We start from the raw sequence: 13,563 nt of genomic DNA, 5'->3' as shown, positions 1-13,563 counted from the left end.
CATCCCGACGACGGTGTCGCGCACGCGCCCCCCGTCGGAATGACGATCACGTCGGCCGGCGCGGTGTTCCGCTTGCCGCCGGCGTGGAAGTGCCCACGCACGTCACGTCGTGAGCGGCCTCACACCGATGCGGCCGGCGCGGCTTCGACGTGCTGCGCCCACATGCCGTGCAGTGCGTCCTCGAAGTGGCGCGCGAAGCGGGGCGCGTCGCACAGCGGCGACGCGAGCACCTGCGCGCGCAGCGTCGTGCGCAGCGCCGCCAGCTCGGCGGGCTGGCCGACCTGCGCGACGGCCTTCGCGACATACGCGTCGTCGTCGTGCGCGATCCACTCGGGCAGCCGCGCCGAATGCAGCAGGCTCTCGGCGATGTGCGACAGGAAGCGCTCACCGCGGCGGCACAGCACGGGCACGCCCATCCACAGCGCTTCGGCGGTCGTCGTACCGCCCGGATACGGGAACGGGCTCAGCATCAGGTCGACGCGCCAGTACGCGGCCAGGTATTCGGCGCGCGGCGAGCGGCCTTCGAGGATCAGGCGCTGCGCGTCGATGCCGTGCGCCGCGAAGCGCGCGGCAAGCGCCTGCTGCTCGCGCGGATCGTCGAGATGCTCCGCCTTCACGAACAGCTTCGCGCCCGCGACCGATTGCAGCACGCGCGACCAGGCCGCGACGACGTGATCGGTGAGCTTCGCGAGCTTGCCGAAATAGCCGAAGGTCGGATGGCCGTTCGCGAGCATCGGCAGCGCGCCGACGTCGATCGGCTCGGCCGGCGGCGTGAAGCACAGATAGCTGTCCGGCAGATGCCACGGCCGCTCGGTGAAATGCGCGGCCTCGGCGGGCGGCAGCACGTGACGGTCGCCGATCACGTAGTCGATCGCGCGCACGCCGGTGCTCGCGAAATAGCCGGGCCAGCTCGCCTGCAGCGGCGCCGGCTTCCACGCGAACAGCGGCAGGCGGTTGTAGACCGTGTGGCCCGCCGCGTCGAGCAGCACGTCGATGCGGTCCGCGCGGACACGCGCGGCCGCCGCTTCGTCGCTCAGGCCGGCAATGCAGGTCCACGTCGCGAAGGCCGGCTTGATGCGGGCGGTCACGTCGTCCTCGACGTCGCGGGTCGGGTACGCATGCATCTCGATCCGGTTCGCGTCGAGATGCTTCAGCATGCTCTCGATGAAATAGCCGACCGGATGCGCCTTCAGGTCGCCCGACACGATGCCGACCTTGAGCGGCCGCCCGGCGCGGGCGGTCAGGTCGACGAGCCAGTCCGTCCACGGCGTCGCGCACCGCGTGACGACTTCGTCGTAGCGCGCGGCCTCGGCGAGATAGGCGTCGTGGTCGAACGCTTCGCTGCAGTGGCTCGCGAACAGCAGGTTGCTGCGCGGCTCCGGCAGTTCGGGGCGCAGCGCGACCGCGTGCCGGTAAGCCTCGAGCGCGGCCGGAATCTCGTTCAGGTCGAACAGCGCATTCGCAAGGTTGTTGTAGGCCTGGCCGTTGTCCGGCTTCAGCGCGATGGCCTGGCAGAACGCATCGACGGCCGCGCGGGCGTCGCCGGCGAGCCGCAGCGCGTTGCCGAGGTTGTTGTACGCATCGACGTAGTCGGGTCGCAGCTCGATTGCGAGACGGAAGCACTCGGCGGCGGCGGCGTGACGGTTGTCCGCCTGCATCACGTTGCCGAGGTTGTAGTAGTACATCGGGTCCGGCCTGGTCTCGATCGCCGCCATGATCAGGTCGGATGCCTCCTGATAGCGCCCGTACTGATGGCCGATCAGGCCGAGCAGGTGAAGCGCGTCCGCGTGCCGGGGATCGGTGTCGAGGATCTGCCGGTACAGCGTCTCGGCCTCGTCCAGCCGGTCGGCCTGATGGTGCGCCAGCGCCTGTTCGATCGTGGCGGCGGCGGGGGAGGTGGGCATCATGAGCTATGTCGTCCTGGTAGCCAATACGGGATTCGAATCGCGGCCGGCGCCGCTGCGTCGGCGCACGCCTTCGCCCGCGGACGCACGCACCGACGATCTCCGACGTGTCCGAATTCTCCTCGCGCACGCCGCGTTCCAATTTGGCGAGCAGGTGCTGGAATTGGTCGCTATTCCCGCTACTGCAAGCCGCACCCGCGGGCGCCCCGAATTCGCGCCGGAACCCGCGCATCCATCGAAATGCGGGGTGAAACCACCCGCTAATCCGACATTCGATCCTGGCTGTGCTCGCTAGACTTGATCGCAGAAAGATGTCCGACCTGCGACGCTCGGACGGTTGCGCATTTCGATGCCACCGCGCCGACACGCGCTCGTCCGGTCACACCCTTTGTGCCTGGAGCCCTGTGTATGCACGAATCAGCGATCATCACCAACGCAGATGGCGATCAGCTCGCGGCGCGCCGCGAACTGTTCGACCTGATGCAGACCTACCCCGCGACGCGCGAGGAACTGGAACGGTCGCTCGGCCTGTTCGTGCGCGGCTCGCTCCTCGCACGCATTCTCGCGACCTTTGAGATCTATCAAAAAATCGTGCCGCTGCCGGGCGCGATCCTCGATCTCGGCACGTGGCGCGGGCAGACCGCCGTGCTGTGCGAGAACTTCCGCGCGATTCTCGAGCCGCTGAACTTCCAGCGCCGCATCCATGCATTCGACACGTTCACGGGCTACACGGGCTTCGCCGAGCACGACACGCGCGACCGCAAGCTGTTCTCCGACGGCACGTACTCGCTGTCCGGCGAGTACGCCGACCTGCTGCGCAAGCTGCTGAACCTGCACGAGCGCAGCAACGCGATGGGGCACGTGCATGACAAGCACCACGTGTGGGAAGGCGACTGCCGCGACACGCTGGCGGCGTTCGACGAAGCGCATCCCGGCGAGATGGTCGCGCTCGCATGGTTCGACCTGAACGTGATCGAGCCGACCCGGCACGCGTTCGACGTGGTGATGGAGCGGCTGGTGCCCGGCGGCGTCGTCGCGTTCTGGCAGCTCACCCGCGGCGGCCAGCTGCCCGCGGAAGGCGTCCATTACCTGCGCGACCTGCTCGGCAACCGTCCGCACCGGATCCACAAGGCGGCGGCCTATCCGTCGCTGTGCTACCTGTCATTCCCCGAAGGTGGAGGCGCACGCAAATGAAAATCGCCATCCTCGGCAACGGCATTCTCGGCCTGATGACGGCCCGCGCATGGCAGCGGGCGGACCCGGGCGTCGAGCTCGTGATCGTCGGCCACGCGCATCGGCCCGGCTCGGCCACGCGCGCTGCGGCGGCGATGCTCAATTCGTTCACCGAGCTGGAAGGCGATTCGCTCGGCACGCCGATCGACCGCTTCAAGTTCGAGCTGAGCCGCGGCGCGACGGCGGCCTGGCCCGCCGTATTCGCTGAAATCTGCACGCCGGAGCGCGCGGTCGCGCACGGCTTCGGCACCTTCGTGCTGAACAACGCGGCGACCGACGCGCTCGACGACGAGAACTTCGCGGCCATGCAGCGGTTCTGCGGCGAATTCGAGGAGCCCTGCGAGGCGGTCGATCCGTCAGGCATCCCGAACTATCATCCGGACCCGCGCTATCGCGCGCTGAAGGCGGTCTTCCTGAAGCGCGAAGGCTGGGTCAATCCGAAACAGTTTCTCGACGCGCTGACCGAGTCGGTCGCGCAAGCCGGCAACGTGCGCTTCATCGACGCCGAGGTCGAGCGGCTCGACACCGCGGCCGGACGCGTCACCGGGGCGCGCCTGTCCGATGGCAGCGTGCTCGGCGCGGACCGCTTCATCCTCTGCAACGGCGCCAACGTGACGCGCGTGCTGCAGGCGAGCCTGCCCGAGCTGCCGGTGCAGCGGATGTTCTACGGCGTCGGCATGTCGATCGAACTGCAGAGCGCGGAGAACGTGCACACGCACTGCGTGCGCACGACCAACCGCGGCCTCGCGTGCGGTGTGTATTCGGCGCCGCACGGGCCTGACCGGACCCTCGTCGGCGCCAGCAACTACATCAGCCCGGTGCCGCACGAGCACGGCCACGCCGGCAGCGCGTACACGCTGCTCAAGTCCGCGATGGACCAGATCAACACCCGCTTCTCGCGCGCGAACCTGGTCAACGTCAACGTCGGCTGGCGGCCGACGACGTCCGACCTGTATCCGCTGTTCGGCGAAACCAGCGTGCGCGACCTGTGGATTCTCGGCGGCACCAAGCGCGACGGCTTCCACCTGTCGCCGGTGCTGAGCCGTGATCTCGTCGCGGCGATGCGCGGCGAGCCGATCGATCCGCGCTACGCGGAACTCGCGCCCGAACGCCCGCTGATCCGCAACATGACGCGCGAGGCCGCGATCGCGAAGACGGTACGCCATCAGATCAATGCCGCATACCAGCACGACTTCGTGCCGGCGCGCAACCGCATGGTCGAACAGCTCCAGAACGCGATGCGCGCGGACCTGGAGGCGCTGCACGACAAGCTGGGCGCAACGGACTGGGGCATTCCGCCCGAGCTCGTCGACATGTACCGGTACGGCCACATTCCGGCATGAGCGGTGCGACCATGAACCGCGACGCGAAGCGGGTGGCGATCGTCCAGTCCAACTACATTCCGTGGAAGGGCTACTTCGACCTGATCGCCGCCAGCGACGAGTTCATCCTCTACGATGACGCGCAGTACACGCGCCGCGACTGGCGCAACCGCAACCAGATCAAGACGCCGCAGGGCGTGCAATGGCTGAGCGTGCCGGTGAAGGTGAAGGGCAAGTATCACCAGTCGATCCGCGAAACCGAGATCGACGGCGCCGACTGGGCGCCGCTGCACTGGAAGGCCCTGCAGCAGAACTACGCGCGCGCCCCGCACTTCGCGCGCTATGCGGACGAGCTCGAAGCGCTCTACACCGGTCGCACCTACGGGATGCTGAGCGAGCTGAATGTCGCGATGCTGACGTGGGTCCTCCGGCAACTGGAGATCGGCACGCGCGTGTCGTCGACGTCGGACTATGCGCTGCACGGCGACCGCACCGAGAAGCTGCTGAACCTGTGCGTGCAGGCGGGCGCGACCGAGTACCTGTCCGGCCCGGCCGCGCGCAGCTACCTCGACGAGAACCTGTTCGCCGATGCCGGCGTCGCGGTGCGCTGGTTCGACTATCCGACCTATCCCGAGTATCCGCAGCAGTGGGGCGACTTCGTCCACGGCGTGACGGTGCTCGACGTGCTGTTCAACTGCGGTCCCGAAGCGCGCCGGTACGCGCTGACCTCGAAAGACTGAGGCGATGTCCATGAGCGAATCCCGGCATGCGAGCCTGCTGGAAGAAGTGGCCGCGTACTACAGCGCGCGGCTGGCGGAGCACGGCGCGACCGCGCGCGGCGTCGACTGGAACGGCGAAACCGGCCAGTTCCTGCGCTTCGAACAACTGACGAAGATCCTGCCCGCGTCCGGCGGCCACTCGGTGAACGACATCGGCTGCGGCTACGGTGCGCTGGTCGATTTCATGAAGGCGCGCGCGCTGCCGGACGGCTTCGCGTATGCGGGCTACGACATCTCGTCCGACATGGTCGACGCCGCGCGGCAGCGCTACCGCGACGACGCGAACGTCGCGTTTCATGTCGGCGCGGTGCCGCAGGCCGCGTCGGACTACGGGATCGCATCCGGCATCTTCAACGTCAGGCGCGGTCACGACGACGACGCGTGGCTCGACTACATCCACGCGACGCTCGACACGCTGCACGCGACGAGCCGACTGGGCTTCGCGTTCAACTGCCTGACGTCGTATTCCGATCCGCCGTTCATGCGCCCGGACCTCCTGTACTACGCGGACCCGTGCGCGCTGTTCGATCGCTGCAAGCGCCGCTATTCGCGCCACGTCGCGCTGCTGCACGACTACGGCCTGTACGAATTCACGATTCTCGTCCGCAAGGACATCTGAGCGGCGCCGCGCGCGAGCCGCGCGGCCGAACGTCCCACCCCTTGACGCGGAGCCTGACCATGTTCGGCCCACCCAACCTCGACTGCATTCCGTTCGGCCGCCCGTTCGTGGTCGGCAAGGAGCTCTACTACATCGCGAAAGCGGTCGAGCAGGGCGGCCTCGCCGGCGACCAGGCGTTCACGAAGCTCTGCCACCGCTGGCTGGAAGCGCGCGTCGGCTGCCAGCGCGCGCTGCTCACGCACTCGTGCACGGCCGCGCTCGAGATGGCCGCGATCCTCGCCGACGTGCAGCCCGGCGACGAAGTGATCATGCCGTCCTACACGTTCGTGTCGACCGCCAACGCGTTCGTGCTGCGCGGCGCGACGCCGGTGTTCGTCGACATCCGCCGCGACACGCTGAACCTCGACGAGACGCAGATCGCCGCCGCGATCACCAGGCGCACGCGCGCGATCGTGCCGGTGCACTACGCGGGCGTCGCATGCGACATGGACGCGATCGGGCAGCTCGCGGCGGACCACGACCTGTGGGTGATCGAGGACGCCGCCCAGGCGCTGCAGTCGACGTGGAACGGCAAGCCGCTCGGCAGCCTCGGCCACCTCGCGTGCCTCAGCTTCCACGAGACCAAGAACGTGATCTCGGGCGAAGGCGGCGCGCTGCTGGTCAACGACCCGCGCCTCGTCGAGCGCGCGGAGATCATCCGCGAGAAGGGCACCAACCGCAGTCAGTTCTTCCGCGGGCAGGTGGACAAGTACACCTGGGTCGACGTCGGCTCGTCGTTCCTGCCGGGCGAGCTGATCGCGGCGTTCCTGTACGCGCAGTTCGAGCACGCGGACGTGATCACCGCGCAGCGGCGCGCGACCGTGCAGCGCTACCAGGACGCGCTGCAGCCGCTGCACGCGGACGGGCTGATCGAGCTGCCCGCGATTTCGCTCGCCGAGCGCGGCAACGGCCACATGTTCTATTTCCTCGCACGCGACCTCGCCGAACGCACCGAGCTGCTGCAGCAGATCCGCGCGGTGGGCGTGAATGCGGTGTTCCACTACGTGCCGCTGCACAGTTCGCCGGCCGGCCAGCGCTACGGGCGCTGCGGGTCCGGCATGGCGGTGACGGACCTCGTCGCCGACCGGCTCGTCCGGCTGCCGCTGTACCACGACATGACCGAAGCCGAACAGGATCGCATCCTCGACGTGGTCTTCGACTTCTACCGCACCCGATAACGATGACGACTCCCCAACCTGGCTTGGCGCACGGCGGTTCGCGCATCTTTACGCGACTCGACCACCCGTACTACATACACGCGCCGAATTTCCGGCAAACCTCCGGCGGGATCCGCGCGATGCACTACCTGTGCCACGTGCTGAACCTGCTCGGCCACGAAGCGTACGTCTGCACGCCGGTCGTGCATCCCGACCTGCGCACGCCGCCACTGACCCACGACATCGTGCAGGCGCACGCCCGCGCGAATCGCAGCCCGATCGTCGTCTATCCGGACGTCGTCGCCGGCAATCCGTTCAACGCGCGCTGCGTCGCGCGCTACCTGCTGGCCGAGCCCGGCCGCATCAACGGCGAACCGATCAGCCTGCAGCCGGACGACCTCATCTTCACGTTCGGGCCGTCGCTGGTGCCCGAAGATTGGAAGGCGGACCTGCTGCGCATGCCGCTGGTCGACACGCGCATCTTCAACAGCGACAGTGTCGACGACACCCGCCGCAACGGCACGGCCGTCTTCATCAATCGCCACCTGCGGCGCGGCGGCACGCTGCATCCGGTCACCGCCGAGTCGATCGAAATCTCGACCCGCGTGCCGGAACGTTCGGCGCACGAACTCGCGGCGCTGTTCCGACAGGTCGAGTGCGTGTACATGTACGAATGGTCCACCGCCGTGTTCGAAGCGCTGATGTGCGGCTGCCCGGTCGTGTGCATCATGAATGACGCGTCGCTGTCGGAGCCGACCCGGTGGGTGATGGACGGCAAGGGCATCGCGTGGGGGCTCGACGAACACGAGATCGCCCACGCGAAGGCCACCGTTCACGAAGCGCGCAGCGTCTACCTGAAGGAAGAGGAGACGTTCTGGCAGCAGTTGCAGAACTTCGTCGAGCGGACCCAGGCCCACGCGGACAAGCTGGATGCGCAGGCCGTCGCGACGGGCGCCGCCGCCCAGGGACAGCCCGCGTCCGCGCCGCGCGCGTGCATCGCGGTCGTCACCGCCGAACCGGCCGACCACGCGCGCACCAGCCTGCGCTTCGCGCAGCCGTTCGCGCGGCTGGACCGCGAATGGGCGCTGACTTTCCCTGTCACGCAAGCCGGCATCGATCCCGACGCGCTGCAGCGCGCGGACCTGATCGTGCTGCAGGGCGACACGCCGGGCCTGCTGTCCGCCGCCACGCTGGAACACCTGTTCTCGCTCGGCAAGCCGGTCGTCCTCGAGATCGACGCGCCGCTCGACACGCTGCTCGCCGACATCCCCGGCGCGGCCGACAACGCGCGCCGCAAGGCGGGCATCCGCAGCGCCGTGCAGCGCGCGCATGCGCTCGTCGTGCCGTCGGAAGCGCTGGTGCGGCAGTACCGTCATGTCAACGCATCGGTCCACGTGCTGCCGACCGGCGTCGATCTCGAACGTCTGCACCGTGCAGCGCCCGGCGTGCGCGACCACGTGAACCTCGCGGTTTCCGGCACCGGTCTCGACGGCGTGCGTCTCGAGCAGGTCCGCCAGGCGCTGGCCGAGCTCCGCCGCCGGTTTCCGGGGAGGCTCCGGGTGTCGTTCGTCGGCGCGGCGCTGCCGGCCGGCTGGGACCGCGAACCGGACGTCACGCTGATCGCGGAGCCTGCCCCTTACGACAGCTACGCCGACGCGCTGAAGCGCGCGGACCTCGACATCGCGCTGGTCACGGCACCGGTCACGTTGCGCGACGATGCGCCGCCGCGCGCATGGCTCGAATGCTCGGCGGCCGGCGCGGCCACGGTGCTCGTCGCCACGCCGGCGGAAGGCTGCCCGGTTGTCCACGGCCGCACGGGCTGGCTCGTCGCCGACACCGCCGACGCGTGGGTCGACGCGATCGCGCACCTGATCGAACATCCGCAAACCCGCGCGCAACTCGCCGCGGCCGCGCAGGATGCGATCCGCGCGCAGCACGACATCGGCCGCAACGCCGCACGCCACGGTGCGCTGTACGCACGGCTGCTGGCGGAGAACCGGACGCTGGCGCCCGTCGCCGCAACTGCGGACGCCGCACCGCGCCGCAAGCGCCTGATCGTGTATTCGATCGATCCGGACACATGCGCGTCGTCGCGAATTCGCCTCACGCTGCCGTTCGGTCTGCTGAACGACGAATGGGAACTCGTCCCGGGCTTCCGGGACGGCCAGCTCGACAGCAGCGCGCTGGCCACGGCCGACGCCATCCTGCTGCACCGGCTGACGCCCGGCATGCTGACGGGCAACGACCTGTATACGATCTTCAAGCATGAAAAGCCGGTGATCTACGAGACCGACGACCTGCTGACCGACCTGCCGGCCACGCATCCGCTCGCCGCGCAAGGCGGGATGGCCCGCGCGGGGATCGAGCTCGTGCTGCGCAACGCGGACGCCGTAATCGTATCCACGCCGTTCATCGCCAGCCGCTACCGGCTGTCGCACCCGCGCGTTCACGTGCTGCCCGACAGCGTGGACTTCGACCGGTTCTACCGCCCCGTGGCGGCGCGCGGCGACGACTGCGTGACGATCGGCATCGCCGGCGCGTCGCTGCGCGCCGACAACTTCGCGCTCGTCGACGCGGCGCTGCAGGCGATCTGCGCGCGCCATCCCGGCAAGGTCAGGGTGAGTTTCGTCGGCGCGGACGTCCCGCCGGGCTGGGCCGGCCACCCGGCCGCCGGGTGCGAGCCCGAGCTTCACGACTACGACGCGCACGCACGACGCCTGCCGGAACGGCGCTGGGACATCGCGCTGCTGCCGCTCGCCGACCACGACTACAACGCCGGCACGAGCACGATCCAGTGGCAGGAATACGCGGCGGCCGGCATCGCCTCGATCGTCAGCGACCGGCCAGCCTATCGCTTCGCGCTGCACGACGGCTGCGACGGCCTGCTGGTCCCGGATGCGCCGCAGGCCTGGGTCGACGCGCTCGACCGGCTGATCGCGAACCCGGCGCTGCGCCGCGGGCTCGCGCGCACGGCGCAGGCGAAGGTCCGCAAGCATCACGCGCTGCAGCAGGCGCTGCCGCGCTATCGCCACGTGTATCAGCAGTGCATCGACAAAGGCGCGATCGGCAACCCGCCCGGCCGGCCGGATGCGCCGATCCCCGGCGCGCTGATCCTGGACGCCGACGGCGACCTCGACAAGGTCCGGCTGAGCCTGCAGGAAATCGCACGGCGGCCGGAGCAGGATCTGCTGGCGGTCGTGGTGACTTCGTCGCAGGCGCCGCTGCCCGAATGGACCGACAAGGTGCGCTACCTGCACGCGCCCGCGCACGAGTACACGGCCACCGTCGAGCAGCTCTGCGCACTGCCGGCGTTCGACTGGACGCTGATCGTCGAGGCGGGCGACGGGCGTGCCGCGCAGGCACGCACGCCCGCCGATGCCGCGATCACGTAAGTCGGCGCGCGCCGTGCCGCCTGCCTGACGCTGGCGGCACGGCGCGCTATCCCGGCAGCGCGCCCTGTGCTCAGTTGCTCGAACAGCCGCCGCAACTGCTCGAGCTGCATGAGCTCGACGAACCGCACGAACTCGAACTGCTGCTGTCCCCGGCGTCCGAGTCGGACGAACCGCTCGACCCGCCGGTTTGCACGGCGACGGGCGGCGGCGCCATCAGCACTTTCGAATGCGTGGCCCACACGGTGCCGGCGAGCGCGCCGGCGCCGAACAGCGCGGCCGTCCACAAGAGCCCGTCCGGCGTCGCGCGGTCGCCCCGGCGTTGGTCGCGGTGCGCGTCGAGCGCCGCCTCGCCGCCGCGCGTCATGCCGCCGCGCCCGAAGCCGGGCAGGCGTCCGACCATGAAGTGGTACGCGACCATGAACGCCGCCATGACAATCATCAGCAGCAGCACGGGCCGGCCGCGGGTCAGACCGACCGCGAGCTTCGCCGCGCCCGCGCCGAACACGAGCAGCAGGATCGCGCGCGCGGCCATCCGCGTCGCCCGCATCTCGCCCGGTGCCCAGAGCCAGCCTTTGCGCTGCAACGCTGCCGCGCAGTCGGCTTCGCGCCACGCGAGACGCTGACGAAACGCGTCGCAGCTCGTCTCGCCGCCGGGTTGCCGCCTCAGCCATTCCCAGTCGGCGCCATACGCGCCTGCGTGTCGCGGATCGTCGATCCGCACCCGCGCGCCGTGGACCTTGCTCATCCGCAGCTCAATCGCACCGGCATGCGCGAGCGACAGCATCGCGACCTGCGCCATCCGCGCACCGCCGCCCGCGAGATACGCCGCTTCCTCCGCGCTCAGGTCGGGTGACGATTCGGGGGCGCGCGTTCCCCACGCACGGTGGCGGTATTCGATCCACTGCAGGCCGGCGATCAGCAGCAGCGCGGCGACGCAGAGCGGCACGTAGAACAACCCGAGAAAGTCCGGCCCCGAGAAGTCCAGCACATTGAAATCGCTCGCGCTCGCGCAGGTCGCCGCGACGCTGATCGCCGCCGTCGGCCACGCGAACTTCGCGAAGCGCCGCCAGCGTCGCGGGCTCGCGGCGGGCTCGCTCGACGGGCCGTCGCGCAGTTCCGCGCGCTGCACCGGGGCGTCGGCGGGCACGGCCGGCTCGGCGACGGGGCGCGGCCAGATCGCTTCGGGCGGCTCGCAGCCGAACAGCCTGCGGTAGCTGTCGAGCGTCTGCCGGTAGTGCCGCGCGTACTGCGCGGCCTCGTCGGGCGCGCCCGCGCCCGGCACGTGATGCAGCCGCGCGCGCAGCACGTCGGCACAGAACACGTCCCAGTATTCGCGCGTGTATTGCAGGTGCAGGTGCCATGCGGCATCGACCGCGACCGACGGTGTGACCGGGTGTCCGGCTGCCTGCGCGAGAAACGCGAAGCGCTTGTATTCGTCGATCACGGCCAGTGCGTGAGCATGCGTCCAGCCTTCAGCCTCGGCGAGGCGGCGGCTGTATGGCAGCGCGGCGTGCGGGTCGTCAGGGGAATAGGCAAGCAGGCGCGTGAGCAGTGCCTGCTGCGCATCGGTCAGCGCGCGGGCATCGCCTGCGCTCGGGAGAGACGGGATGGCTGCCATCGGGAGAGTCGGCGCGATGCGCGGACGGCCGCCGCGATCGACGCTTGGAGTTGTCGTTGCGGGGGATTCTCGCATAACGGCGCGGCAGCGAACCGGCGCGGGAAACGGCCGGCGGATGCCGAGATGCCACGGTGCCAACGAGACGACGCGACATCGGAAGCCACAGGGATTCGGCCGATTGTGCAATTCAGCGCTTCAGCGAATTCGGGAAAACGGATCGGGAAGTTCGGTGCCTGGAATCAGGCCATTTGGCGCGCCCGGCTGGGATCGAACCAGCAACCCCTGCCTTCGGAGGGCAGTACTCTATCCATTGAGCTACGGGCGCGTGTGACAGTGAAACGACCCCATAAACCGGCCGCCCACCATTGGCAAGACGGCAAGGATACCCGGTTTCCCATGACGCGTCCACCGTGCCCGCCCGAATCCCCGCCCGCCCCCCTTTCGTCCGGGTAAACACGCGCCTTCGCACCGCTCGCCGTGATGTAAACGTTCCGTCTATAATCGTCCGTGCTTCATTGGACTGCCATTTTGCCGTTGCACCGCGCTCACAATTCCTATTAATGGAGACGAGGCAAGCATGAGCGAAGCACCCCACGAATCTCCCGTCAAAACTCCCGGGCAGCTGATTGCCGTTGTCATCGCATCATTCGCGATTCCGATCGCCGTGATCGTCCTGTTTGCCACCTATGCCAACCATGCGTTCCGTGCGGGCGCAGGCACGGACGCGCTCTCCGACGAACAGGTCGCCGCGCGCATCGCACCGATCGCGAAGGTCGACGTGAAGGACGCCAATGCGCCCCGCACGTACAAGACCGGCGAGGCAGTCTACAAGGCCGTGTGCGTGACCTGTCACGGCACGGGCGCCGCCGGCGCGCCGAAGTTCGGCAACAAGGACGACTGGGCGCCGCGCATCTCACAGGGCTTCGACACGCTGCTGAAGACGGCGCTGTCGGGCAAGGGCGCGATGCCGCCGCGCGGCGGCACGAGCCCCGACGACGTCAGCGACTATGAAATCGCGCGTGCGATCGTCTACATGGCGAACAACGACGGCGCGAACTTCCCCGAGCCGGCTGCCCCGGCCGCCAATGCGGCGCCGGCAGCGAGCGGCGCGGCGGGTGCGGCAGGCGCATCGGGCGCCGACGCATCGAACGCGCAAGCCGCCGCCGCGATGGCCGCGATCGCCGCGATTCCTAAGGCCGGCGAAAAGCCCGCGGCCGCACCGACCAGCGCCGACGCCGCATCAGCCGGCAAGGCGCTGTACACGCAGGTGTGCCAGGCGTGTCACGCGGCCGGCGTGCTCGGCGCGCCGAAGTTCGGCAGCAAGGACGACTGGGCGCCGCGCCTGAAGGAGTCGATGGATACCGTCTACAACTACGCGCTGCACGGCAAGGGCGCGATGCCGCCGAAGGGCGGGTCGAGCGCGTCCGATGCCGACGTGAAGGCGGCCGTCGATTACATGGTCAACGCGGCAAAGTAACGCCTGCCGGCCAGAAAAAACCC

General features: G+C 69.2%; 9 protein-coding genes and 1 tRNA gene. 7 read left to right on the top strand and 3 right to left on the bottom strand.

Annotated elements, in window-relative coordinates:
- Window positions 1-119: 119 nt before the first annotated feature.
- Entirely contained in the window at window positions 120-1,907 is a 1,788-nt protein-coding gene (locus LMA02_RS00765; RefSeq protein WP_228906440.1) for a tetratricopeptide repeat protein, read from the bottom strand.
- Between the two features lie 405 nt (window positions 1,908-2,312).
- On the opposite strand from LMA02_RS00765, the gene LMA02_RS00760 reads away from it, so the two are divergent.
- The 6 genes from LMA02_RS00760 to LMA02_RS00735 are packed head-to-tail and all read left to right on the top strand — an operon-like array spanning window position 2,313 to window position 10,445.
- Window positions 2,313-3,098, top strand: coding sequence for a class I SAM-dependent methyltransferase (locus LMA02_RS00760; protein WP_174947690.1), 786 nt, complete (start codon window positions 2,313-2,315; stop codon window positions 3,096-3,098).
- Entirely contained in the window at window positions 3,095-4,480 is a 1,386-nt protein-coding gene (locus tag LMA02_RS00755) for an NAD(P)/FAD-dependent oxidoreductase (RefSeq protein ID WP_228906438.1), read from the top strand. Before LMA02_RS00760 ends, LMA02_RS00755 begins: the two co-directional genes overlap by 4 nt.
- Window positions 4,477-5,199, top strand: coding sequence for a WbqC family protein (locus LMA02_RS00750; RefSeq protein ID WP_155624608.1), 723 nt, complete (start codon window positions 4,477-4,479; stop codon window positions 5,197-5,199). Before LMA02_RS00755 ends, LMA02_RS00750 begins: the two co-directional genes overlap by 4 nt.
- 10 nt (window positions 5,200-5,209) lie before the next feature.
- Complete coding sequence (locus LMA02_RS00745) at window positions 5,210-5,857, top strand: class I SAM-dependent methyltransferase (RefSeq protein ID WP_175665520.1); 648 nt, start codon at window positions 5,210-5,212, stop codon at window positions 5,855-5,857.
- Between the two features lie 59 nt (window positions 5,858-5,916).
- Entirely contained in the window at window positions 5,917-7,074 is a 1,158-nt protein-coding gene (rffA, locus tag LMA02_RS00740) for a dTDP-4-amino-4,6-dideoxygalactose transaminase (RefSeq protein ID WP_175665521.1), read from the top strand.
- A 2-nt stretch (window positions 7,075-7,076) separates the two neighbouring features.
- Window positions 7,077-10,445, top strand: a complete 3,369-nt coding sequence (locus LMA02_RS00735; RefSeq protein ID WP_228906436.1) for a glycosyltransferase — start codon at window positions 7,077-7,079, stop codon at window positions 10,443-10,445.
- A gap of 70 nt (window positions 10,446-10,515) precedes the next feature.
- Here LMA02_RS00735 and LMA02_RS00730 read toward each other — a convergent pair whose 3' ends face one another.
- Window positions 10,516-12,063, bottom strand: a complete 1,548-nt coding sequence (locus LMA02_RS00730; protein WP_228906434.1) for a TIGR04222 domain-containing membrane protein — start codon at window positions 12,061-12,063, stop codon at window positions 10,516-10,518.
- A gap of 249 nt (window positions 12,064-12,312) precedes the next feature.
- A tRNA-Arg gene (locus LMA02_RS00725) sits at window positions 12,313-12,388 on the bottom strand.
- A 252-nt stretch (window positions 12,389-12,640) separates the two neighbouring features.
- Here LMA02_RS00725 and LMA02_RS00720 point away from each other — a divergent pair.
- Window positions 12,641-13,540, top strand: a complete 900-nt coding sequence (locus LMA02_RS00720) for a c-type cytochrome (RefSeq protein ID WP_228906433.1) — start codon at window positions 12,641-12,643, stop codon at window positions 13,538-13,540.
- Window positions 13,541-13,563 lie beyond the last annotated feature (23 nt).

Origin of the sequence: Burkholderia sp. B21-005 (assembly GCF_020843965.1) — a bacterium.
GTDB lineage: Bacteria > Pseudomonadota > Gammaproteobacteria > Burkholderiales > Burkholderiaceae > Burkholderia > Burkholderia ambifaria.
Note: the sequence above shows the minus strand (reverse complement) of the source record. Positions and strands in the feature narration are given on the sequence as shown.